Genomic DNA, 23,232 nt, shown 5'->3' with positions numbered 1-23,232 from the left:
CGACCTCTGGCCATGACAGGAGCGGACGCACGATGACGCAACGTCCAACGGTCGCCACCGCCGCCCGACCCGGCACGGACGTGCTGACCCTCGGCGTGGAGGAGGAGTACCTGCTCCTGGATCCGGAGACGGGCGTGAACATGCCGGTGGCCGACCAGGTTCTGACCGCCCTGCACGGCGGCGCCCGCGAACAGAGCCGCCAGGAGTTCCGGCACAGCATGATCGAGATGGTCACGCCCGTCTGCACCGAGCTCGACCAGCTCCGGGACCAGCTCGTGGAGCTACGGGCAGCCGCGGCGCGGGCCGCGGCGAACGCGGGCGCCCGCCTGATGGCGGTCGGTGCGACCCCCGTCGCGGAACCACACCGCTCGGTACCGGACAAACCGCGCTACCACGCCATGTCGCACCGCTACGGACCGGTCGCCCACGACCCGGCCGTCTGCGGCTGCCACATCCACGTCGGCATCCCCGACCGGGAACTGGCCGTGCAGGTCTGCAACCACCTCCGAGTGTGGCTGCCGGTCATCCAGGCCATCACCGTCAACTCACCCCTGCACGACGGGGGCGACACCGGCCACGCCAGCTGGCGCTCCATGCAGCTCGAACGCTGGCCCAGCATCGGCCCCACCCCGCACTTCGCCTCCACCGCCGACTACGAGGAGACCGTCGCCGCGCTGGTCACGGCCGGAGTGATGCTCGACGAGGCGATGGTCTACTGGTACGCCCGCCCGTCCGCCGCCTACCCCACCGTGGAGATCCGTGTCGGCGACGTGTGCGCCACCGTCGACGACACGGTGCTGGTCGCCGGGCTGGTCCGCGCGCTGGTCGCGACCCTGATCGAGGACATCCAGGCCGGCGTCGCCGCGCCTCGCGTCCGAGGCTGCCTGGTGTCCGCCGCGCACTGGCGGGCAGCGCACGACGGGCTCGACGGCACTCTCATCGACCTGCGCGCCGGCGGAGCCCGCCCGGCCTGGGAACTCGTCGACGACCTCTTCGCCACCGTCGCGCCGGCGCTCCTGCGGCACGGCAACCTCGGCTACGTGCTGGCGCAGTTGGCCCGGCTACGCCGAGACGGCACGGGCGCCCGACGACAGCGCCGAACGCTGGAGCGCACCGGTGACGTCCACGCCGTACTGGATCTGCTGGCGGCGCAGACCACCGCCCAGTGACGGCCTCCTGCGCGCCGCGCGTATTCCGCCTGGACGGTGACAGCTGTCGGAACCCGGTACCGGCCCTACCTCCGCCGTACCGGAACGGCGTGGGCTGCGGCGCGCGGCAGGGGGCCGACGTCGGAACGGCGACCGGGGCGCAACGCCGCGTGCCGCTGGCCGGGACCGGCGCCGTCACGGGCGGCGAGGGCATCCGCGACCGCCCCGGTGGCGAATCCGTAGATGGACTTGTGCAGGACGTCGACGGCGAGTTCGGACCGTGGCCAGGTCTGCGGCGGGGCTCCCACTCCGGTGGCGTTCTCCAGAATCTGATCGCTGGTCAGCCGCACCACGGTGAACATCCCCGACGCCAACGGACCCCGCAGGCCAGCCTGTGCCATGGTGGCGCGCAGCACGCCCACGAGCGCGCCCTGCCCGTAGTGCATGGCGAGGTTCCGCCACCGCGGCTGACGCTTCGGCGCCTCCGGCATGCCCGTGAGCCGCGCCAGCACGCGGGCCGGCACATGGGAGTCGGGCCGCCCGGTCACCCGCTGCTCCAGCTTCTCCGCCGCGGTCATCACCGCCGCTCCCGCCAACCCGGCCACCAGCCCCTGCCACACCGCACGCTTCAGCATGGCCACCCCCTACCCACCGGTTTTGCGCCTACACCCGCCGAACGGTGGTGGCAGGAGCCAGGCCTTCGGCCCTCTGGCCTCGACGTCACCGCTTGCGGGGCGCCACCAGGCCCGATTCGTAGGCGAGGACCACGAGTTGGGCGCGGTCACGGGCATGGAGCTTGGCCATCGCCCGGTTGACGTGGGTCTTGGCGGTCAGTGGGCTGATCACCATGCGTTCCGCGATCTGATCGTTGGACAGGCCCTGCGCGACGAGGGCGACGCTCTCCCGTTCGCGGTTGGTCAGCGCCTCCAACCGCGCGTCCGCCGCTGCCTGGAGCGGCTCGGTGACGTACCGGTTGATCAGCTTGCGGGTGATGGACGGTGCGAGGAGGGCGTCGCCGCGCGCGGCGACGCGCATGGCGTGCAGGAAGTCCTCCGGCTCGATGTCCTTGACGAGAAATCCGGCGGCGCCGGCGCGCAGGGCGTGGAAGACGTGTTCGTCGAGGCCGTAGTTGGTCAGGATCACGACGTGCACCTGGGCCAGGGCCGGGTCCGCGGCGATGCGCCGGGTCGCCTCGATGCCGTCCATGACCGGCATCTGTATGTCGATGAGCGCGATGTCGGGCAGGTGCTGCCTGGCGAGAGCCAGGCCCTCCTTTCCGTCGGCGGCCTCGGCCACCACCTCGATGTCGTCCTCGACGTCGAGGAGCGCGCGGAAGCCGCTGCGAAGGAGCGGCTGGTCGTCGACCAGCAGGACGCGGATCATGACGCCCGGCCCACGGGTAGTTCGGCGTGGACGGTGAAGCCGCCCTCGTTGCGTGGCTCCGCGCGGAGGCGACCGCCGAGGGCGGTGACTCGTTCGCGCATCCCGAGCAGCCCGACGCCGGGAATCGGGGCGGCGGCCGGCGTGGCCGTACCGTCGTCGTCCACCTGGATCGCGAGGGCGTCCGGACGGTAGTCGACCCGGACCGACGCCGTGGCGCCGGCGGCATGACGGGCGATGTTGGTCAGGGATTCCTGAACGATCCGATAGGCCGTCCGGTCCACCGCGGCCGGCACGTCGTGCCGTTGTCCTTCGATCGTCAACGTGGCGTCCAGGCCCGTCATGCGAGCCCGCTCCACCAGCTCCGGGAGGTGGTCGAGCCCGTGCGGCGGTGCCGTGTCGTCGTCGCGCAGCGTCTCCAGGGTCGCGCGCAGCTCCCGGTTCGCCTCACGACCGGCCTCGCGGATCGCCAGCAGGGCCTCCGGCACCTGCTCTCCACGCTTGCGGGCCAGGTGGACGGCCACTTCCGCCTGCACCTTGATGATCGAGATCTGGTGCGTGAGCGAGTCGTGCAACTCCCGCGCGATGTGCAGCCGCTCCTCGTCGGCGCGCCGCCGCGCGGTCTCCTCCCGGGTGCGCTCGGCCTCGTCCGCCCGCCGCTCGGCCTGCCGCAGCGCCTCACCCGCGGCACCGGCGGCCACCAGCCACGCCAGCTCGAGGGCGCCCCGGGCCTGTGCGAACGCCTCGCCCACGGACAGATCCTGCGGCAGGGCGAGAGCCGCGAGCGGGAGAGCGGCCAGCATCAGCACGGCGGCCGCGACCGTGGTGACGTGGTGGCCCGCCCGCACCGCCGCGTACACCGCGAACAGGAACGCGACGGCGGGCACATCGAAGCCGACCGCCTGGTAACCCACCGCGCACAGCCCGGTGACGGCCAGGACGGGAACCGGCGCCCGGCGGCGCGCGGCCAGCGCCAGGCCACCGGCCGCCAACAACGCATAGCCCAGCAGGTCGGTCTCCGTGCCGGGGTGGCCACCGGACCGCCCGGCGACCAGCAGCACCGCAGCCACGCAGACCGCGATCGCCCAGTCTCTGGCACCGGCCCGTCCTGTGCTCATGCGCGCACCATAGCCCGATGTCGCCGCGGTGCGACTCCTGCTCGCGGAGGAGCGTCCGCCTACCGCACCCGCAGTACCGTCGCCGCGTCTGCCGCATCCGCGGCAGGCGGGTGGGCCACCGGCGGCAGCGCGAAGAGCGTCCCGCTGCGGGACGACCGGCGGCGCTCCCGGCGACATGCTCAAGCTCCTGACGAGAGCACCAAAGAGGAGCGGGACATGAGTCGATCAACAGCCCTGACGTCGGTCCGACGTGTACTTGCCTCGACCGGAGCCGCCGTGACCGGAGCCCTCGGGCTCGCCGCGCCGGCCGCCGCACATGTCTCCGGTCAACCGGTCGCCGCAGATGTGGGCACCATGAGTGCCGGGCGCCTCGGGGCATCCGTGGGCGCTCTGCTGGGGTTGGCCGGCGTGATCATCGGTGGGCTGGCCCTGGCCCGCCCCACCAGTCGTATCGGCACCGGACAGGGGCGACTCGGAGCCGCGATCACCCTGGCGGTGGGGCTGATCGGCATCGCCCTCGGCGGCCTGGTCGTGGCCACCTCCGACAGTGGCATCGGCACCGGCAACGGGCGAGCCGGGGCCTATGTGGCCCTGGTGGTGGGCCTGATCGCCATGGTTCTCGGTGGTCTGGCTCTGGCCCGCGCCCGCCGCACCGGCTGATCGGCGAGGTCGACCGCACGACCGGTGTCTATTGCCGCGCGGCAGAACGAGTGGTAGTCATCTTGGAGGAAGGTTGATCACCAAGCGACCCGGGAGGCGGCGATGATCGTTGCCAGGCGGTGGCTGAACGGCCGCGACCCGGTCGGCGCCACGACCGCGTCTGTCCGGTAGGGATCGACCGGCGAGTGTTCGAAACCCGCGACCCGTCCATTGCGCCGAGACATCGGGGTACGGGTGGCGGGCGCCGCCGCGCGGGCAGCGGTGATTCCCGCAGCCGGCGCGGCGGCGCAACGAGGAGCGGCCCTGCCCTCGACGTGCGGGGCGCGTCCACCCGGGGCACGAGCAGCCGTTGCGTAACTCGGGAGCGGTCCCCACCGCGCGATCGGGCACCTCGGCACGCCCCCCGCACCCCCGAGAAAGGTGGACCCATTCATGAACCACCCGCAGAACGAAGGGCTGAGCCGGCGCCGCGTGCTGGGCGGAGCCGCCGGACTGGCCGCTGGAGCCACGGTGGTCGCGGCGGGGCTGCCGTCCGGCGCCGCCGCCGCTCCCGCGCGGACCGCGCCCGACGTCGCCCGCTGGCGCAGGCAGGCCGCGCACGTCACGATCACCCGGGATGACTGGGGCATCCCGCACGTGGTGGGCAGGACCGACGCCGACGCGGTGTTCGGGATGATGTACGCCCAGGCCGAGGACGACTTCAACCGGATCGAGCGAAACTACCTGGTGAGCCTCGGTCGCCTCGCCGAGGCCGAGGGCGAGAGCGCCATCTGGCAGGACCTGCGCCAGCGGTTGTACGTCGACCCCTCCGCGCTCAAGCGGGACTACGCGCACTGCCCGTCCTGGCTGCGCAAGCTGATGCAGGCCTGGGCCGACGGGCTCAACTACTACCTCGCGACCCACCCCGAGGTGCAGCCGCGTGTGATCAGGCGGTTCGAGCCGTGGATGCCGCTGACCTTCTCCGAGGGCAGCATCGGCGGCGACATCGAGCGGGTGCCACTCAGCCAGCTCGAAGCCTTCTACAGCGGGCGCTCGGTGCCGATGACCGATGAGGAGCGCGGCCTGCTGTTCCGCGAGCCCAGCGGCTCGAACGGCATGGCGATCGCGCCGAGCCACACGCGCAACGGCCACGCGTTGCTGCTGATCAACCCGCACACCAGCTTCTTCTTCCGCTCCGAGCAGCACGTGACGAGCCGGGAAGGGCTCGACGCGTACGGCGCGGCCACCTGGGGGCAGTTCTTCATCTACCAGGGCTTCAACGCGAACACCGGCTGGATGCACACGTCGAGCGGCGTGGACAACGTCGACGAGTTCGCCGAGACGATCGTGACCGGCGCGGATGGACGGCACTCCTACCGCTACGGCAACGCGCTGCGGCCGGTGCGGACGAAGACGATCACGCTGTCGTACCGCACGGCCGATGGCGGGCGCGCTCGGCGCAGCTTCGCCACCCTTGCCACGCACCACGGTCCGATCGTCCGGGAGGCGGACGGCAAGTGGATCGCGTTCGCGCTGATGAACCGGCCCGTCGAGGCGCTGCAGCAGAGCTTCCTGCGCACCAAGACCCGGGACTACGCCGATTTCATCCAGGTGGCGGGCCTGAAGGCCAACAGCTCGAACAACACGCTCTTCGCGGATTCCAAGGGTGAGATCGCCTTCCTGGTGCCGCAGTTCATGCCGGTGCGCGACGATCGCTTCGACTACCGCAGGCCCGTCGACGGCAGCGACCCGGCCACCGACTGGCGTGGGCTGCACAGCCTCCGGAGTCTCCCGCAGGCGGTGAATCCGCGAAACGGCTGGGCGTTCAACACGAACAACTGGCCGTGGACCGCGGCCGGCCCGGACAGCCCCGACGCCGCCGACTATCCGCGCTACTTCGACCAGGCCGGGGAGAACCCACGCGGACCGCAGGCGATCCGGGTGCTCAGCGCGCGGGACGACTTCACCCCGCAGACGCTCATCGCAGCGGCCTTCGACACCTACCTCACCGCCTTCGCCCGGCTCGTGCCCGGGCTGGTCGCGGCCTGGGACAAACTGCCCGCGGGCAACCAGCAGAAGGCCACCCTCGCCGGCCCCATCGGCCTACTGCGCGGCTGGGACTACCGCTGGGGCGCGCAGTCGACCGCGACGTCGCTGGCGGTGTTCTGGGGCGAGGCGCTCTGGGCGCCCCTGGCTCAGGCGGCACGGGACGCGGGCATGTCGATGTGGGACTACCTGGCCGAGCGCGCCACCGACGAACAGCGGCTCACGGCGCTCGAAGCCGCAACGGGACGGTTGACGCAGGACTTCGGCAGCTGGCAGGTGCCGTGGGGCGAGATCAACCGCTTCCAGCGCAACGACGGCGCGATCGTCCAGACGTTCGACGACGCCAAGCCGAGCAGCCCGGTGCCCTTCACCTCCGCGCAGTGGGGCTCACTCGCCTCGTTCGGGGCGAGGCGCTACCCGGGAACGAAGCGCTACTACGGCACCAGCGGCAACAGCTTCGTGGCGGTCGTGGAGTTCGGGCCGAGGCTACGCGCCTGGGCCGTGACGGCGGGCGGCGCGAGCGGCCACCCGGATTCGCCGCACTTCAACGACCAGGTCGAACGCTACGCGAGCGGAAACCTCCGGCCCGTCTACTTCTACCCGGAGGACCTCAAGGGTCATGTCGAGCGGCGCTACCGGCCGGGTAGCTGACCTTTCGCCGCAGGCGGCCTCATCGGCGCGGCGCTCGCGCAGACCGGAGGCGCGGACGTAGGACCGTTGTCGACGCCGTCGCGTGTCGCGGCCAATCACCCGGCCGGGGCACGCGTCGGTGTCGGCGCCACACGATCAGCGCGGCGACGGACGCGCGCCGGGTGTGGCGAGGGTGTGCAGCGTTTCGGTGGTCGCCGGGTCGGCCGGGAAGAAGGCCTCGATGGCCAGCCCGGACACGGTGACATCCAGCGGAGTGCCGAAGAGGGTCGTGGTGCTGACGAAGGACAGCGCCTGGTCGTTGTGGCGGTACCGGAGCGGAATGACGACGCGCGAGACGGCGTCGCTGATCGGCGCCGCGTGGGCGTCGTCGCCGGGATAGCCGCGAAGCTCCTCGTGCAGGTCGTACAGCACCGGGTCGTTGGTCGTCGCGGCCTGCTGGCGCAGCCGGTTGAGCAGGTGGGCGCGCCATTCGGGCAGATTGAGGATTCGCGGCGCCATGCCGTCGGGGTGCAGGCTGAGCCGCAGCACATTGATCGGTGGGGTGACGAGGTGGGGCGGCGCGCCGGCGGTGAACAGGGCGACCGCGGGGTTGGCGTCGACGAGATGCCAATGCTGGTCGACGAGGACCGCGGGGTACGGGCAGTGCCCGTCGAGGATCTGCCGTACGGCGGCGCGTACCGGCGCCAGTTCCGGATCGCTCAGCTCGTGGCTGGGGTAGGCGGGCGCGTAGCCGCCGGCGAGCAGCATCGTGTTGCGCTCCGCCAGGGGCATCTCGAGCTGCTCCGCCAGCCGCAGGATCAGTTCCGGGCTGGGCCGGGATCGCCCGGTCTCGACGAAGCTCAGATGCCGGGCCGACACCCCCGCCTCGATCGACAGGTCGAGCTGACTCATCCCGCGGGTTCGGCGCCAGTCGCGCAGCAACTCCCCCACTGGTCGCCCCGGCCTGGTCATGGTCGTCACGCCATCGACCCTAGGACCGCACCGTCGCACAGGCCATTACCTGCGACGTAATCGACAGCCGGCCGGCACGCCGGAAATCATCTCCTCCAGACGCAACGACCTCCGGCGAACGAGGAGAGATCCATGACGACCACATTCGACGAGTTGGCCGAGCGCTACATCGCGGTCTGGAACGAGACCGACCCGGGCAGGCGGCGCCGGGACATCGACGACCTGTGGGCCCCCGAGGGCCGCTACATCGACCCGCTGACCGTCGCCGAGGGCCGGGACGCGCTCGACGCGACGATCGCCGCCGTGCAGAACCAGTTCCCCGGCATGACGTTCCGGTTGGCCGGGCCGGTCGACGGCCACCACAACCAGGCGCGCTTCACCTGGGAGCTCGGGCCGGACGGTGTCGAGGCGCCGATCGTCGGCTTCGACGTCGTCGTCACCGACGGGAACGGGCGTCTGACCCAGGTGCTGGGCTTCCTGGACCGACTCCCAGCGGCCTGAGAACCTCCCGTGTCCCACCACCGGCCCCGAGAGCCGGGTCCGACCCGAACGGAGACCCATGACGGCGTACGCGCTCGCACACCTGCGTAAGGCACCCATCCACGCCGACGTGCTGGAGTACCTGGAGCGCATCCAGGCCACCCTCACACCCTTCGAGGGCCGGTTCATCGTGCACGGCGGAATCATCGACGTCCTGGAAGGCGACTGGCCGGGTGACGTTGTGATCATCGAATTTCCCGACCTGGCCAACGCCCGCTCCTGGTACCGCTCCGGCGCCTACCAGGAGATCAAGACGCTGCGGACAAGGCACCTCGCCGGCGAGGTGATCCTGGTCGCCGGGGTCGGAGCCGACCACAGCTCGTCGCAGATGGCTGCCGGACTCCGTCAAGCCCACGGTCTGTAGCGTCGCTGATCGGGTGAGCCCGACGCGTCCGCGCGGCGGAGGTGGGCGCGTCGGCGGTCGTTGATCTCGACGCACCGGTCGGTGGAAGGGCGGCGCGGGACATGCGGGTGACGATGGCGAGCGCCGCGGCACGGCCCGGCCGCGTGAACGAGGACTTCACCGGCGCCGTACCCACGGCGGCGGTGCTGATCGACGGCGCCGGCATTCCCGGCGCCGAATCGGTCTGCCGGCACGGGGTGGCCTGGTACGCCAACCGCCTTGGCGGCCGCCTCCTCAGCCTCCTGTCCGTCGCGCGGGACCGCAGTCTTCCGGCGCTGCTCGCCGACGCCATCGAGCAGGTGACGGACGATCACCGGGGCACCTGTGACGTCGCCGATCCCATCAGCCCGTCGGCGACCGTGGCCATCCTGCGCCGGTCCGACGACGTCTTCGAGCACCTGGTGCTCGGCGACTCGGTCGTCGTGCTCGACAGAGCGGCTGGCGCGCCCCTCGTCGTCACCGATCCACGGGAGGTGATCATCAGCCGGTCGTACGAGGCCGCGCTGGAGGCCGTCGTCGCGGACAGCGACGAGTACCACCGGATCCTGCGGGACCTGCGCGCCAACCGGAACCAACCGGGCGGCTTCTGGGTGGCCAAGGACGACCCGCGGGCGGCGGAGGAGGCCATCACCGGCAACTGTCCGGTCTCCGAGCTGGCCGGCGCCGTCCTGCTCAGCAATGGAGCCAGCCGCGTGGTGGACCGGTTCCGGCTCGCCGACTGGCCAGGCGTCCTGGCCGTCCTCGCGTCGAACGGACCCGCCGAGATCATCCGTCGAGTCCGGCAGGCGGAGGCGCGCGACGCGGTGGCGGCGGACGACGCGACGATCGCCCACTGCACCGATCTGGGCGGGGCTTGATCCGGTGGGACACCGAGGAGCCGCCGGTCGTGGCCCGGTTGGCCGGTCCGGTTTCCACGCCGGTCGCCGGGGTACCGCCGCTGTGCAGGACCGAGGGAGGGGCGCACCGGATGAGTGAGCGGGAACAGCACCGCGACGGCGACCGTACCGGGGTGCCGCAGGACGCGGCGGCGAAGCGGACCCGGGCGGCGCAGGATGCGCACGGCGGCAGCATGGCGCCGGGGATGGTGGACGACACGGGCCACCCGATCAGCGAGGCGCCGGCCGACCGCGTGGCCGACACCGACAGCGCCGACTGACGGCCGGCGCCGCGGGCGACCGGACAACACCGTCGGTGTCGCCCCGGCGCCGGGTCGCGGTTTGCCCTCGGACCGCGGGGGTAGGGATTTCAGTGCTTCGGGCGGTACCGGGGCAAGTCGTCCGTCGACGCACTGGTCCAGGAGGCATCGAATGCGAGCAATGGTCTACCGCGGTCCGTACCGCCTCCGGGTGGAGGAGAAGGACCGTCCCGTCATCGAGCACCCCAACGACGCGATCGTACGAGTGACGCGCGCCGCGATCTGCGGGTCGGACCTGCACCTGTATCACGGGATGATGCCCGACACCCGGGTCGGGATGACCTTCGGTCACGAGTTCATCGGCGTGATCGACGAGGTGGGTCCGTCGGTGCGGAACGTCAAGCCCGGTGACCGGGTGATGGTTCCCTTCAACGTGTACTGCGGGTCGTGCTTCTTCTGCGCCCGGGGGCTGTTCAGCAACTGCCACAACGTCAACCCCAACGCCACCGCCGTGGGCGGCATCTACGGCTACTCACACACCTGCGGCGGCTACGACGGCGGTCAGGCCGAGTACGTCCGGGTGCCGTTCGCCGACGTCGGCCCGAGTCCGATCCCCGAGTGGATGGACGACGACGACGCCGTCCTGCTCACCGACGCGCTGGCCACCGGGTACTTCGGGGCGCAGCTGGGCGACATCGTCGAGGGTGACGTGGTCGTGGTCTTCGGTGCCGGGCCGGTCGGTCTGTACGCCGCCAAGTCGGCCTGGCTGATGGGCGCCGGCCGGGTCATCGTCATCGACCATCTCGACTACCGGCTGGAGAAGGCGGCCTCGTTCGCCCACGCCGAGACCTACAACTTCGCGGAGTACGACGACATCGTCGTGCAGATGAAGAAGATCACCGATCACCTGGGCGCCGACGTGGCCATCGACGCCGTCGGAGCTGAGGCGGACGGCAACTTCCTCCAGCACGTCACCGCCGCGAAGCTGAAGCTCCAGGGCGGCTCCCCCGTCGCCCTCAACTGGGCGATCGACTCGGTCCGCAAGGGCGGCACGGTCTCCGTGCTGGGCGCGTACGGGCCGATGTTCAGCGCCGTCAAGTTCGGCGACGCGCTGAACAAGGGACTGACCCTCCGGATGAACCAGTGCCCGGTGAAGCGGCAGTGGCCGCGCCTGTTCGAGCACATCCGCAACGGCTACCTCAAGCCCAGCGACATCGTGACCCACCGGATCCCGCTGGAGCACATCGCCGAGGCCTACCACATCTTCTCCGCCAAGCTTGACGGCTGCATCAAGCCGCTCATCATTCCGAACGCCGCCTGACCTGACCGGGAGCCCGACGATGCCCTACACACCGGACAAGCCGAAACTGGCCGAATCCAGCGACGAGCTGCGTGCCCGGATCCCCGGGTGGGGCGCCGACCTGGACCCGAAGGACCGACCCTCGGTGCCGAAGGAGCGGTTCGACCCGAACCTCAACGGCGCACACTGGGAGTTCCCCGACCGGCAGCCCGAGAAGTGGCCGCGGGAGAGGTCGATCGAGCACAAGTTCCTCACCCCGGTCTTCGGCACCTCGTGCCCGCCGAAGGGCCTGTCCGGGATGATCCGCCGCTACTCCTACCGCCGGTACAGCGAGGGCCGCGCCGCCCACTGGCTGCTCCTGCTCGCGGCGGACCGGGTGGACGCGGTGGAGAGCACCGTCGGGTCGTTCCTGTCCCGCCACCCCGACAACCCGCTCACCGAGACCGGCGTCCTGAGCGAGTTCAGCCATCACGGGCTCGCGTCGCGGCTGCGCGGCAAGCGGGTGGACCGCGTGCACCACCCGCTCGACCCGATCATCGTCGCCGCGCCCTGGGTCCTGGCCGGAGGGGTCGCCTACCTGACCCTCAGGCGGGTCGTCGGGCGCAGACGGAGCTAGGGCGGTCGGCCGCCGCACGAGTGCGACCGGCGCTGTCCGTCTCCGCCACCGCGGACCGGTAAACGTCGGTCGACGCACTCGACGCGGTTCCCCCTCGGGAGCCCGATCCGGGTCGATGCACGCGCGTGCACGACGATCGGGCTCCCTCCCCCGAGGCGGATCAGTTGCTGGTGGGCACCTGGTCCTTGACCTCGTCGTAGCCCACCTTGGCGGGCGCCGCGGTCGGCGAGTAGATCACGCGCAGCACGCCCGTCGGGAACGTCTCCGTCGCCGTCACCTTCAGGTGGTACGGCGTGTCCCCCTCGTCGAACAGCTTGCGGCCCTTACGCGCGGCCACCGGATGCACCAGGAGGCGCAGCTCATCGACCAGCCCCGCGGCGAGCAGTTGCTGCACCACCGAGATCGACCCGGGGATGAGGATGCCCTTGATGCCGGCATCGGCCTTGAGCGAGGCGACGGCTCCGAGGAGATCGCCGTTGATCAGCTCGGAGTTGCGCCAGGAGAATTCCAGGGGCTGGCGCGAGACGACCACCTTGCGTACGTCGCCGAGCTGCTTGGCGAACGGCGCGTCGTCCCCACCCGCGGCCTCACGGTCGGGCCATGCTCCAGCGAAGCTGTCGTAGGTTTCGCGCCCGATGAGCAGCACGTCGGAGGTGTCATAGTCCTCGCCGACGGCGCGACCCATGTTGTCGTCGAAGTAGGGGAAGTGCCAGTCGGGGTCGATCTCGGCCACACCGTCGGCGGAGATGAACAACGTGGAGATGACCTTTGCCATTGAGGTGATCCCTTCGTGTCAGGTGGTGTCGGTGGGTGGACCGGCGCATCATCCCAAACTCATCGACCAGCCCTGGGTCCGTCCGCGCCGGGAAGGTCGATATTTCCGCTCGTACGAGGGGTCGGCTCAGATGTGCCGCAACAGCGTGCGCACCGGCGGTCGCGGTAGGTTGCACAGTCATGGCCACGACCGCCGACGTCCGTCACGAGCTCGCCAGCCTCGCCGACCCGCGTCGGGCGGAGGGAACGAGCCGGTTTCTCCAGATGACGCCGGGCGGGTACGGCGAGGGCGACCGGGCCATCGGTGTCTCCGTGCCGGAGCAGCGCAGGGTGGCCGCCCGCTACTGGCGGGGCCTCTCGCTGGCCGACACCGCGGAGCTGTTGAGCAGCGGCGTGCACGAGGAGAGGCTGACGTCGCTGTTCATCCTGGTTCGGAAGTTCACCAAGGCAGACGCGGAGGAACGGGGCCGGATCTTCCAACTCGTCCTGGCCAACACCGACCGCATCAACAACTGGGACCTGGTGGACTCGTCCGCGCCGTACATCGTCGGCCCCTGGCTGATCGACAAGGACCGCAGCGTCCTGGATCGGTTGGCCGAGTCGAGCGTGGTGTGGGATCGGCGCATCGCCGTCATGGCGACTTTCGCCTTCATCAAGGCAGGCGACTACCAATGGACCTTCCGGCTCGGTGAACGGCTCCTGCGCGACCCGCACGACCTGGTTCAGAAGGCGGTGGGCTGGATGCTGCGCGAGGTGGGCAACCGTGACAGAGCCGCGGAGGAGGCGTTTCTGGCCGGCCGTTACCGGGTCATGCCGCGGGTCACGCTGCGCTACGCGATCGAAAAGTTCGAACCGGAGCGCCGCCGGGAGTACCTGACCGGCGTGGTCTAGCCGGGGCGCGCGAGAGGGTGGCTGGCCACGAATCCAGGCGAACTCGACAATCCGTCCCTTAGGTTACTGCCCAGGGGGGCTGTCGAGACCGGGAGGCGACCGTGGAGAGCTATCCGGCGATCGAGGATCACGGGCTCATCGGCGACCTGCAGACCGCCGCGCTGGTGACGTGCGACGGAACGGTCGACTGGTTCTGCGCGCCGCGCTTCGACTCGCCGAGCATCTTCGCCGCGCTGCTGGACCGCGAGCGCGGTGGCTACTTCCGGATCGCGCCGCACGACGTCCGGTACGTCACCAAGCAGCTCTACCTGCCGGGCACCCCGATCCTGATCACCCGGTTCATCAGCGCGGACGGCGTCGCCGAGGTGATGGACTTCATGCCGGTCACCGGCGATCTGGCCACTGACACGCACCGCCTGGTCCGCATGGTCAACATGGTCCGGGGCACCATGCGGTTCCGGGTGGAGTGCAGGCCCCGGTTCGACTACGCCCGGGAGAAGCACCAGCTGGAGCGCCACCGCCAGGGGTACGTCTTCCGCAGCCGGTCGGCGTCGCTCACCTTCAACCCGGTCGACCCGGTGCGGCAGCTGCTCTCCCAGGGCGGCGACATCAGCCTGGAGGACGGTGACCTGGTCGCGTACGGCACCCTCAACGAGGGTGACACCGGCGGGGTGGTCCTGGAGACGTCCGGCACGGAGCCCCGGATCGTCCCGCCGGAAGAGGTCCAGGGCATGTTCGAGTGGACCCGGGACTACTGGCGGCGCTGGGTCGAGCGTTCCCGCTACACCGGGCGGTGGCGGGAGATGGTCGAGCGCTCGGCCATCACGCTGAAGCTCATGACGTACGCGCCGACCGGCGCCATGATCGCCGCGCCCACCGCCGCGCTGCCCGAGCTGGTCGGCGGCACCCGCAACTGGGACTACCGCTACACCTGGGTACGCGACACGTCGTTCTCGGTGCACGCGCTGCTCGGCCTCGGCTTCACCGAGGAGGTCAGCCGGTACATGAACTGGCTGGACGAGCGGATCCGCGAGGCCGGTGACCACCAGGACCCGCTGAAGATCATGTATCGGGTGGACGGCTCCTCCGACCTGCACGAGGAGACTCTCGACCACCTGGAGGGCTACCGCGGCTCCCGGCCGGTGCGGATCGGCAACGGCGCCGCCGACCAGCTCCAGCTCGACATCCACGGCGAGGCCCTCTACGCCATGCATCTCGCCGACGAGCAGGGCATCCGCGTCTCGCACCAGGTGTGGAAGAGCACCGTCCGGCTCGTCGACTGGCTCTGCCGCCACTGGGACCGACCCGACGCCGGCATCTGGGAGAGCCGCCACCACCCCCGCAACTACACCTTCGGCCGGGTGATGTCCTGGGTCGCGCTGGATCGGGCCATCCGCCTCGCCACCCGCACCGGCCGCCCCGGGGACGTCGCCGGCTGGTCAGAGCAACGCAACCAGATCTACAACCAGGTCATGGCCCGCGGATACCACCGGGAACGCGGCAGCTTCGTGCAGGCGTACGACGAGAACGTGCTGGACGCGGCACTGCTCGCCATGCCGGCCGTCGGCTTCATGACGCCGAGCGACCCCCTCTGGCAGTCCACCTTGAACGCGATCGAACGCGAGCTGGTCTCGGACAGCCTGGTCCACCGGTACGACCCGGTCCACTCCCCCGACGGCCTTCCCGGGCACGAGGGCACCTTCAACATGTGCACGTTCTGGTACGTCGAGGCGCTGGCCCGCACCGGTCGCCTGGACGACGCCCGGCTCACCTTCGAGAAGATGTTCACCTTCAGCAACCACCTCGGCCTGTACGCCGAGGAGATCGCCGCGACCGGTGAGCAGATCGGCAACTACCCGCAGGCGTTCAGCCACCTCTCCCTGATCAACTCGGCGCTGGCGCTGAACGACCTGCTCGACGCCGAGGCCGACGCCCGGCGCCGCCGTTGAGGGCGGCCGGCACTGCCGTTAGGGCGGCCGGCGCCGCCGTTGAGGGCGGCCGGCCACGACGCCGGGCGCGGGGCGGGGAGGTGTAATTTCTAGGCTTTACCCGGCTCGACCCACTGCTCAGGAGTGTTCTTGAGGATCCTCGACGAAGTGTCGCGCACGCTGAACGAATACCTGCTGGTACCGAACCTGACCACCGCGGACTGCACCCCGGACAACGTCGACCTGAGCGTGCCTCTCGTGCGGCACCGACTCGGCGAGGAACCGGCCATCCGTGTCGCCACCCCGCTGACCAGCGCCGTCATGAGCGCCGTCTCCTCGCCCCGGCTGGCGATCGCCCTGGCCCAGTGCGGCGGACTGAGCTTCATCCACCAGAACCAGTCCGTCGAGGCGCAGGCGGCCATGGTGACAGCGGTCAAGCGGCACAAGGCCGGCTTCCGCTTCTCGGACATCAACATCAAGCCGTCGGCGACCCTGGGCGAGGTTGCGGCCCTGTTGGCCTCCGCGGAACGCGACGTCGCGATCGTCACCGACGACGGCAGCCCGCACGGACTGTTCGTCGGCCTCATCTCGACCGATGATTTCCACCCCCGCCGGCACGACCTCGGCGACTCCGTCGAGTCCCGCATGCGTCGGGCCGCCGACCTGGTCACGGCCCCTCCGACGGTGTCCCTGTCCGAGGCCAACACGCTGATCTGGGACCACCGCCTCGACGTGCTGCCCGTCGTCGACGACGAGGGCCTGCTGCACTCCATCGTGCTTCGCCGCGACTACGAGCTGCACAAGCAGTTCCGCAATGAGTCGATCGACGCCGACAAGCGGTTCCGCGTCGGCGCGGGCGTCAACACCCACGACTACCGCGAACGAATCCCCGCGTTGGTCGACGCGGGCGCCGACCTGCTGTGCATCGACTCGTCCGACGGCTACTCGGTCTGGCAGGCCGACACGCTCGCGTTCGTCCGGGACACCTACGGCGACGACGTCCGCATCGGTGCGGGCAACGTCGTCGACGGACGTGCATTCCGCTACCTCGCCGAAGCCGGCGCGGATTTCGTCAAGGTCGGCATCGGCGGCGGCTCGATCTGCATCACCCGCGATCAGAAGGGCATCGGTCGCGGGCAGGCCTCCGCCCTGATCGACGTCGTCGAAGCCCGCGACGCCTACCTGCGCGAGACCGGCGTCTACGTGCCGTTGTGCTGCGACGGCGGCCTGCTGACCGACTCACACATGGCCGTCGCGTTCGCCCTCGGCGCAGATTTCGTGATGCTCGGCCGCTACTTCGCCCGCTTCGACGAGAGCCCGGCGCCGCTCGTCCGGGTCGGCGGTCAGTTCTTCAAGGAGTACTGGGGCGAAGGCTCGAACCGGGCCCGGAACGTCACCCGCTACGAGCACGGCGGCGGGACCGAACTCGCGTTCGAGGAAGGCGTCGACGGCTACGTCCCGTACGCGGGCAGCCTCTACGACAACGTCGGCACCACCATCGCCAAGCTGAAGGCGACGATGATCAGCTGTGGTGCGACCGACCTGCCGCAGTTTCACGACAACGCCGTGCTGGTGCCGGTTTCGCAGCAGAGCTTCCTGCAGAACACCGCAGAGATCCGGCTCCGGGACCGGCCGAGCGACAGCGGCCGCTAGCGGCATCCGGGACCACCGGGGCGCAACTGTGCGCGACCCCGGTGGTCCCTTTCCGCCCCGGCACCGTCGCGAGGCCCAACCCGGGAGTCGTCCGGGCCGAGGCCAGATGTCGCGTCAGCCCCGTTCGTCGGCGAAGGCCGCACGCGGGTCGAGGAGTTGACCCCTCGCGTACTCCTCGTCGAAGGCGGCCGGGCCGAGCGCCTCGGTCGCGGCGGCGCGCGTCCTGGCGAGGTCGGCCGCGTCGTCGGGGTCCGGTACCTGGCCGAGCGACGCGAACGCGGCGTCCGCGACACCGATCATGCGCGCCGCCCGCGAATGATCACTTTCGGCCGAGGCGAGTGCGGCACCGGCCACGCAGACGTACGGCACGAAGTCGGCCCAGCCGTTACGGAACACCCGCTCGCGGCCCTCGGCGAACAGCTTCCTCGCCACGTCGAGATTGCCCAGACCCAGCTCACAGAACGCGAGGTTGTGATACTCCGAGTTGACCGTCCTGGGCTGGTCGAGCGACTCGTTGAGGGCGATGCTCTCCCGGTACAGGTCACGAGCGCGGAGCAGGTCGCCGGACATGCGGGCCACGGCGGCCAGCACGTGCCTCGGCCGTTCCTCGAGGCGGCGGTCGCCGGAGCGCAGCGCCACCGCAAGGGCCTCCCCGGCCCGCGCCTCTCCGCCCGGCAGGTCACCGCCGCGGATGGCGACCCGGGCCAGGCTGTATCGGGCCTCCACCTCGCCCGCCGGGTCGCCGGCCGCCCGGGCGCGCTCGATCTCGGCCTCACTCATGCGCACCACGGCGTCGGTCTCGCCACGCCGGAAGGCCGAGCGCACGTTCGCACTGAAGTTCATGGGACCTCTCCCCTGGATGTCCGTCATGGTCGGTCATCAGGTCAGCGCCGTCATCGTCGACCTGGCCGTCTCGTCCGTCACCGTGCCTGGAACACGGTCCAGTTCTCCACGAGATGAAAGCCCATCGACTCGTAGAGCGGCCGGCCCATCGCGCTGGCGTGCAGGTAGGCCGCGTCCGCGCCGGCTGCCACGCCGTCGAGCAGCACGGCCTCGGTGACCGCCCGGCCCAGGCCTCGACCCCGGGCGGACGGAACGACGGCGATGTTGAACACGCCGACCACGCCGGCGGTCCGCATTCCCAGCCCGGTGCCGATGGGTCGGCCGAACTCCTCGGCCAGATAACCGGTGACGGGGTCGGCGTCGAGTACGGCACCGCCCATCAGCGAGCCGAAGACGCCCTCGGGAGCGTCGAAGCTCCGGGTGAGAGCCTCGGTGTAGAGGTCGCTCTCGACCGCGTCGACCTGGCGCACCAGCTTCCCCTGCGCGGTGTCGGCCCGGTACACGATGTCGCCCGCGGTGCAGGCCAGCAGCGGCAGATCACCGCGTTCGAGCAGCCCGTGCCGGGCCGCGAGATCGGTGACCTCATCGCCCGCCTCGCCACGAACCATGATCGACCAGCGGGCGGCCTGCCTGCTGACCTCGGTCGCCATCTCGTCGAGCGCACCAAGATCCGGTTCCGACGTCGTGTCGTAGGCCGCGTTCAGCGTCGCGACGCCGGCATGGGTCACCGCCGCACGGGCGGTGCCCCGCTCGGCGTACCAGCCCTTCGGAGTCACCCGGCAGAGGACCTCAATCGCATCGAAGTACGCCGCCGCCACCCGATCAGCGGTTTCGTTCATGGCTGCCTTCCAGAAAGAACGGTCGTTCTTTGTCGGCCCACCAACCTAGGGCATCGCCCCGCTTGTCAGCAAATGCCCACACCACGCTCTACCCGGCACTTCACCGGCAAGGAAGCTCTCGTCGTGGCGTACCTCGAACGCGAGGACCAGATGATCCGGGCCCTCTGGAACGAGGGGCTCGGCCGCACCGTCTCCGCCGACCACGCGCTCGAGATGGCCATCGAAGGAGTGGCCGACGACGCCTACCGACACCACACGCGCGGCTGCCCGTTCATCAAGGCGGCCGGCGAGTTCCCCGACCCGGAGAGCCCGGTCCGCCAGGTGATCAGGAGGCACCGCGCCTGGTTCCACGCCGAGCTGCGGCGCCTGCTCGCCGAGGCCGGTCGCGACGACGTCGACGCCAAGACCGAGACCCTCGCCATGCTGCGCGACGCGCTCATGATCGGCTGCTTCCTCGACGACCGTGATGTCACCCGCCGTACGTTCGTCCGCACTGCGCGCCGGGTGGCCGGCCTGCGCTGAGCGCGGGGGCTGTCTCGCCACGACGTTGGCGATTCACGCCCGTACGCCCCGGTCGGTGTTGTTCGATGTCATCGCGCCGTTCCCGACGTCCTCCGAGGCGATCCTCCTGGCGCTGCGCAATCTCGACGCCCCGGTGCCCGGTCGGGTCGGCGCTTCTGTCGCTGGTCGGTGAGCGAGCTGGATGAAAGAAGGGAGATGGTCATGAAGGACGGCAGGAACGTGTCGTTGACGGTCGTCGGCAGCCGCACCGAGGGGGAACTCATCGTCGGCCTGCTGCGCAGTTACGGCCTGCGGGCCGCCGTGGCGGCGGACGACGTCGGCGGGCAGGAGCCGCACCTGCAACTGCAAGGGGTCCACGTGCTGGTCGCCGCCGATGACGAAGCCTCCGCCCGTCAGATCCTGGCCGCCGCCGAGCAGGGCGGGATCGACGAGCGGACAAGCGGCAGCTGAAGGGCCGACCTGGACGTCCGGACCCGATGTGCGGGACGAGCCCCGGTCGATCGCTGAGGGATCGACCGGGGCTCGCGGTTGGAGCAGGGTCAGGCGACGTCGAACCGGTCGAGTTCCATGACCTTGGTCCAGGCCGCGACGAAGTCCGTCACGAACTTCTCGCGCGCGTCGTCGCTGGCGTAGACCTCCGAGAGGGCCCGCAGCTGGGAGTTGGAGCCGAAGATGAGGTCGACCGCGGTGGCGGTCCACTTCACCTCGTCGGTGGCCAGATCCCGGATCTCGTACACGTGCTCGTCGGACTCCGACGCCTTCCACCGGGTGCCCGGGGAGAGCAGGTTGGCGAAGAAGTCGTTGGTCAGCACGCCCGGCCGGTCGGTGAGGACGCCGTGCCGCGTACCGCCGACGTTGTTCCCGAGGGCGCGCAGGCCGCCGACGAGGACGGTCATCTCGGGCGCGCTCAGGCTGAGCATGTAGGCACGGTCGAGGAGCAGCACCTCCGGCTGGGTCTTCTCGCCGGGACGCAGGTAGTTGCGGAACCCGTCGGCACGCGGCTCAAGGACCCGGAAGGACTCGACGTCCGTCTGCTCCGCAGTGGCGTCGGTGCGGCCCGGCCGGAACGGCACGGTCACCTCGACGCCAGCCTCGCGCGCCGCCTTCTCGACGGCAGCCGAGCCGGCCAGCACGATCAGGTCCGCGAGCGAGATCTTCACGCCGCCGGCCTCGTTGAACTCCCGCTGGATGCCCTCCAGGGTCTCCAGCACCGTGGCGAGCTGCTCGGGCTGGTTGACCTCCCAGCTGCGCTGCGGCTCGAGACGGATCCGCGCGCCGTTGGCGCCACCGCGCTTGTCGGTGGACCGGAAGCTGGCGGCCGAGGCCCAGGCGGTGGAGACCAGCTGGGCGGTCGTCAGGCCGGACTCCAGGACCTTCGCCTTGAGAGCGGCGATGTCGGCGTCACCCACGAGCTCGTGGTCGACGGCCGGCACCGGGTCCTGCCACAGCTGGGGCTCCGCCACCCACGGCCCGAGGAAGCGGTCGACCGGACCCATGTCGCGGTGCAGCAGCTTGTACCAGGCCTTGGCGAACGCCAACGCGAACTCGTCGGGGTTCTCCAGGAAACGGCGCGAGACCTTCTCGTACGCCGGGTCGAAGCGCAGCGCCAGGTCGGTCGTGAGCATCGTCGGCTTGTACTTCTTGGACGCGTCGAACGGGTCCGGGATGATCTCCGGGGCGTCCTTGGCGACCCACTGCTTCGCACCGGCGGGGCTCGTGGTGAGCTCCCACTCGAAGCCGAAGAGGATCTCGAAGAAGCGGTTGCTCCACTGCGTCGGCACGTCGGTCCACGTCACCTCGAGACCGCTGGTGATCGTGTCCCGACCCTTGCCGGTGCCGTGGCTGCTCAGCCAGCCCAGGCCCTGCGCCTCCAGCGGGGCACCCTCGGGCTCCGGGCCCACGTGGTTGTCGGCGGGGGCCGCGCCGTGGGCCTTGCCGAAGGTGTGGCCGCCGGCGATGAGGGCGACGGTCTCCTCGTCGTTCATCGCCATCCGGCCGAAGGTCTCCCGGATGAAGTACGCCGCCGCCCGCGGGTCCGCGTTGCCGTTCGGGCCCTCCGGGTTGACGTAGATGAGGCCCATCTCGGTCGAGCCGACCTCGGGAGACATCTCGGCCTCGCCGACGTAGCGCTCGTCACCCAGCCAGGTGTCCTCGGGACCCCAGAAGATCTCCTCGGGCTCCCAGACGTCCTCGCGGCCGAAGCCGAAGCCGAAGGTCTTGAAGCCCATCGACTCCAGGGAGACGTTGCCGGCCAGCACGAGCAGGTCGGCCCACGAGATCTTCTGGCCGTACTTCTGCTTGACCGGCCACAGCAGGCGGCGCGCCTTGTCGAGGTTGGCGTTGTCCGGCCAGCTGTTGAGCGGGGCGAACCGCTGCCCGCCGTCGCCGGCGCCGCCACGACCGTCGTGGATGCGGTAGGTGCCAGCGGAGTGCCAGCTCATCCGGATCATCAGACCGCCGTAGTGGCCGAAGTCGGCCGGCCACCAGTCCTGCGAGGTGGTGAGGACGTTGACGATGTCCTGCTTGAGCGCCTCGACGTCGAGCTTGGCGAACTCCTTGGCGTAGCTGAAGTTCTCCCCCAGCGGGTTGCCCTTGGAGGAGTGCGCGTGCAGCACCGACAGGTCGAGCTGGTTGGGCCACCAGTCCCGGTTGGTCCGCGGACGACCTCCGGTCTTGGGGGTCGGCGAGTCGATCGCCGGGTTCTCGCTCTCGCTGCCGTGCGCGGTAACGGAGTCGTGCGCGACGGGGCAGCCGGCCTCCGCCTTCTTGTCCACGCCCTGGGCGCTGGAGGGAGCGTTGTCCTGGGTGTCGCTCATGTACTTCCTTCCGAACTGACGGATCACTGGGCGGTGCGTTCGGTCGCGCAGTCGGGGCAGGCGCCCCAGTAGACGACCTCCGCCTCGTCGACCACGAAGCCGTGGTCGTCCGAGGCGGTGAGACAGGGAGCGTGGCCGACAGCGCAGTCGACGTCAGCGATCGCACCGCAGGAGCGGCACACGATGTGGTGGTGGTTGTCCGCCACCCGCGCTTCGTAGCGTGCGGTGGCACCGGCGGGCTGGATGCGTCGCACCAGACCGGCGTCGGTGAGCGCGCGCAGGACGTCGTACACCGCCTGGTGGGAGACCGCGGGGAGATCGGTCCGGACCAGCCGGATCACCGTGTCGGTGTCGACGTGCGGATGGTCGCGCAGCGCGGCGAGCACCGCCAACCGGGGCCGGGTCACGCGCAACGCGACCGCCCGAAGCTGAGCCTCGAAGTCGGACGCCACGTGCCGAACATAGTCCACTCTTCTGGAATAGTTCAAGTTTGGCTCAGCCTCAACCCGGTAGGAGCCCAGCGAAACGGCGAAACCCCGCGATAACAGACACGGTACCGCTCACCCACCGGCGCCGCGCCCGGCAGGCCGAAGCCTGCCCGCACGCGAGGGGGCGGGACCGGCGGCGCCCGCCGATCCCGCCCTCCGTGCCGGCTGTTAGCTGGCGTACGTCTCGAATTCGCCGACCCGTGGCGTACCGCTCGAGCTGTTGATCTTGAAGGTGATCTTGCTCAGCGCGGTGGCGGAGAAGGTGATGGAACCCGCCCCGCTGCCGGAGGCCAGGACGGCCCCGGTGTCGTGGTTGATGAGCTGCCAGGACCCGATGGAATTCTGGGTGCCCGACGGCTCGCGGATGATCACTCGGGACACCCGGGTGGCGGAGCCCCACTTGATCGAGATGGAGCCGGTCGAGCCGGCCGGTGACCAGTAGGTGCTGATGCTGCCGTCCCGCACGTTGCCGTAGCTTGTCCCGTCGGCCTTGCTGGAGCCGTCGGCACCGGCGCCGAGGCTGAGATTCGTCCCGCTGGGCGGTGGCGGGG

Annotated in this window: 23 protein-coding genes and 1 pseudogene; 14 read left to right on the top strand and 10 right to left on the bottom strand. The window is 70.5% G+C overall.

Translation table 11 applies throughout. The annotated features are described in order from the left end of the window. The first annotated feature begins 32 nt into the window (after positions 1-32). Entirely contained in the window at positions 33-1,169 is a 1,137-nt protein-coding gene (locus tag EAD98_RS18435) for a glutamate--cysteine ligase (RefSeq protein ID WP_121655297.1), read from the top strand. Between the two features lie 65 nt (positions 1,170-1,234). Here the strand turns inward: EAD98_RS18435 and EAD98_RS18430 are convergent, their stop codons facing one another. The 3 genes from EAD98_RS18430 to EAD98_RS18420 all read right to left on the bottom strand — a co-directional run bounded on the left by EAD98_RS18430 (position 1,235) and on the right by EAD98_RS18420 (position 3,646). Then, the gene (locus tag EAD98_RS18430) at positions 1,235-1,783 is read right to left on the bottom strand and encodes a hypothetical protein (RefSeq protein WP_121655313.1); all 549 of its coding nucleotides are present in this window, start codon (positions 1,781-1,783) and stop codon (positions 1,235-1,237) included. An 85-nt stretch (positions 1,784-1,868) separates the two neighbouring features. After that, entirely contained in the window at positions 1,869-2,531 is a 663-nt protein-coding gene (locus EAD98_RS18425; protein ID WP_121655296.1) for a response regulator transcription factor, read from the bottom strand. Then, positions 2,528-3,646, bottom strand: a complete 1,119-nt coding sequence (locus EAD98_RS18420) for a sensor histidine kinase (protein WP_121655295.1) — start codon at positions 3,644-3,646, stop codon at positions 2,528-2,530. Before EAD98_RS18420 ends, EAD98_RS18425 begins: the two co-directional genes overlap by 4 nt. A 276-nt stretch (positions 3,647-3,922) precedes the next feature. Here EAD98_RS18420 and EAD98_RS18415 point away from each other — a divergent pair, with 276 nt between their 5' ends. Beyond that, positions 3,923-4,306 (top strand): DUF6223 family protein, encoded by a 384-nt coding sequence (locus EAD98_RS18415; RefSeq protein ID WP_233583876.1) that lies wholly within the window; start codon positions 3,923-3,925, stop codon positions 4,304-4,306. A 432-nt stretch (positions 4,307-4,738) separates the two neighbouring features. Continuing rightward, the gene (locus EAD98_RS18410; protein ID WP_121655293.1) at positions 4,739-6,982 is read left to right on the top strand and encodes a penicillin acylase family protein; all 2,244 of its coding nucleotides are present in this window, start codon (positions 4,739-4,741) and stop codon (positions 6,980-6,982) included. 135 nt (positions 6,983-7,117) lie between these two features. Here the strand turns inward: EAD98_RS18410 and EAD98_RS18405 are convergent, their stop codons facing one another. Further along, positions 7,118-7,933: a helix-turn-helix domain-containing protein gene (locus EAD98_RS18405; protein WP_121655312.1), complete on the bottom strand. Its 816-nt coding sequence runs from the start codon at positions 7,931-7,933 to the stop codon at positions 7,118-7,120. 132 nt (positions 7,934-8,065) lie between these two features. On the opposite strand from EAD98_RS18405, the gene EAD98_RS18400 reads away from it, so the two are divergent. From EAD98_RS18400 to EAD98_RS18375, 6 genes are all read left to right on the top strand, one after another. Beyond that, the gene (locus tag EAD98_RS18400; RefSeq protein WP_121655292.1) at positions 8,066-8,434 is read left to right on the top strand and encodes a nuclear transport factor 2 family protein; all 369 of its coding nucleotides are present in this window, start codon (positions 8,066-8,068) and stop codon (positions 8,432-8,434) included. Positions 8,435-8,492: 58 nt separating this feature from the next. Then, positions 8,493-8,837 (top strand): DUF1330 domain-containing protein, encoded by a 345-nt coding sequence (locus EAD98_RS18395; RefSeq protein WP_121655291.1) that lies wholly within the window; start codon positions 8,493-8,495, stop codon positions 8,835-8,837. Between the two features lie 101 nt (positions 8,838-8,938). Beyond that, positions 8,939-9,733, top strand: coding sequence for a protein phosphatase 2C domain-containing protein (locus EAD98_RS18390; protein WP_233583875.1), 795 nt, complete (start codon positions 8,939-8,941; stop codon positions 9,731-9,733). A gap of 110 nt (positions 9,734-9,843) precedes the next feature. Next, on the top strand, positions 9,844-10,032 hold the full coding sequence (locus EAD98_RS30715; RefSeq protein ID WP_147457432.1) for a hypothetical protein: 189 nt from the start codon (positions 9,844-9,846) through the stop codon (positions 10,030-10,032). A 151-nt stretch (positions 10,033-10,183) separates the two neighbouring features. Beyond that, entirely contained in the window at positions 10,184-11,332 is a 1,149-nt protein-coding gene (locus EAD98_RS18380) for a zinc-dependent alcohol dehydrogenase (protein WP_121655289.1), read from the top strand. A 19-nt stretch (positions 11,333-11,351) separates the two neighbouring features. After that, positions 11,352-11,927 carry a hypothetical protein gene (locus EAD98_RS18375; RefSeq protein WP_121655288.1) on the top strand — a complete coding sequence of 192 codons (576 nt, stop codon included), beginning with the start codon at positions 11,352-11,354 and terminating at the stop codon, positions 11,925-11,927. Between the two features lie 160 nt (positions 11,928-12,087). On the opposite strand, the gene EAD98_RS18370 is transcribed toward EAD98_RS18375, so the two are convergent. After that, a complete protein-coding gene (locus tag EAD98_RS18370; RefSeq protein WP_121655287.1) occupies positions 12,088-12,702 on the bottom strand; it encodes a dihydrofolate reductase family protein in 615 nt (204 codons plus the stop codon). A gap of 179 nt (positions 12,703-12,881) precedes the next feature. Between EAD98_RS18370 and EAD98_RS18365 the strand changes: the two genes are divergently transcribed. The 3 genes from EAD98_RS18365 (at position 12,882) to EAD98_RS18355 (ending at position 17,173) form a co-directional block, all read left to right on the top strand. After that, positions 12,882-13,592, top strand: coding sequence for a DNA alkylation repair protein (locus EAD98_RS18365; protein WP_121655286.1), 711 nt, complete (start codon positions 12,882-12,884; stop codon positions 13,590-13,592). Between the two features lie 101 nt (positions 13,593-13,693). After that, the gene (locus tag EAD98_RS18360; protein WP_121655285.1) at positions 13,694-15,541 is read left to right on the top strand and encodes a glycoside hydrolase family 15 protein; all 1,848 of its coding nucleotides are present in this window, start codon (positions 13,694-13,696) and stop codon (positions 15,539-15,541) included. Positions 15,542-15,670: 129 nt separating this feature from the next. Continuing rightward, positions 15,671-17,173: an IMP dehydrogenase gene (locus EAD98_RS18355; protein ID WP_121655310.1), complete on the top strand. Its 1,503-nt coding sequence runs from the start codon at positions 15,671-15,673 to the stop codon at positions 17,171-17,173. Between the two features lie 114 nt (positions 17,174-17,287). Here the strand turns inward: EAD98_RS18355 and EAD98_RS18350 are convergent, their stop codons facing one another. Then, on the bottom strand, positions 17,288-18,016 hold the full coding sequence (locus EAD98_RS18350) for a tetratricopeptide repeat protein (protein ID WP_121655284.1): 729 nt from the start codon (positions 18,014-18,016) through the stop codon (positions 17,288-17,290). Between the two features lie 77 nt (positions 18,017-18,093). Next, a complete protein-coding gene (locus EAD98_RS18345) occupies positions 18,094-18,855 on the bottom strand; it encodes a GNAT family N-acetyltransferase (protein WP_121655283.1) in 762 nt (253 codons plus the stop codon). Between the two features lie 72 nt (positions 18,856-18,927). Between EAD98_RS18345 and EAD98_RS18340 the strand changes: the two genes are divergently transcribed. Beyond that, positions 18,928-19,377: a TetR/AcrR family transcriptional regulator gene (locus tag EAD98_RS18340; protein ID WP_147457431.1), complete on the top strand. Its 450-nt coding sequence runs from the start codon at positions 18,928-18,930 to the stop codon at positions 19,375-19,377. Positions 19,378-19,578: 201 nt separating this feature from the next. Next, on the top strand, positions 19,579-19,827 hold the full coding sequence (locus EAD98_RS18335; protein ID WP_147457430.1) for a hypothetical protein: 249 nt from the start codon (positions 19,579-19,581) through the stop codon (positions 19,825-19,827). Positions 19,828-19,916: 89 nt separating this feature from the next. Here the strand turns inward: EAD98_RS18335 and katG are convergent, their stop codons facing one another. The 3 genes and pseudogenes from katG to EAD98_RS18320 form a co-directional block, all read right to left on the bottom strand. Continuing rightward, positions 19,917-22,193 carry a catalase/peroxidase HPI gene (gene katG, locus EAD98_RS18330; protein WP_121655280.1) on the bottom strand — a complete coding sequence of 759 codons (2,277 nt, stop codon included), beginning with the start codon at positions 22,191-22,193 and terminating at the stop codon, positions 19,917-19,919. A 23-nt stretch (positions 22,194-22,216) separates the two neighbouring features. Continuing rightward, positions 22,217-22,645, bottom strand: a complete 429-nt coding sequence (locus tag EAD98_RS18325) for a Fur family transcriptional regulator (protein WP_121655279.1) — start codon at positions 22,643-22,645, stop codon at positions 22,217-22,219. A gap of 204 nt (positions 22,646-22,849) precedes the next feature. Further along, positions 22,850-23,232: pseudogene (locus EAD98_RS18320) on the bottom strand (pectate lyase); the annotation flags it as partial.

The organism is Micromonospora sp. CV4, assembly GCF_003667455.1.
Lineage (GTDB): Bacteria > Actinomycetota > Actinomycetes > Mycobacteriales > Micromonosporaceae > Micromonospora.
Note: the sequence above shows the minus strand (reverse complement) of the source record. Positions and strands in the feature narration are given on the sequence as shown.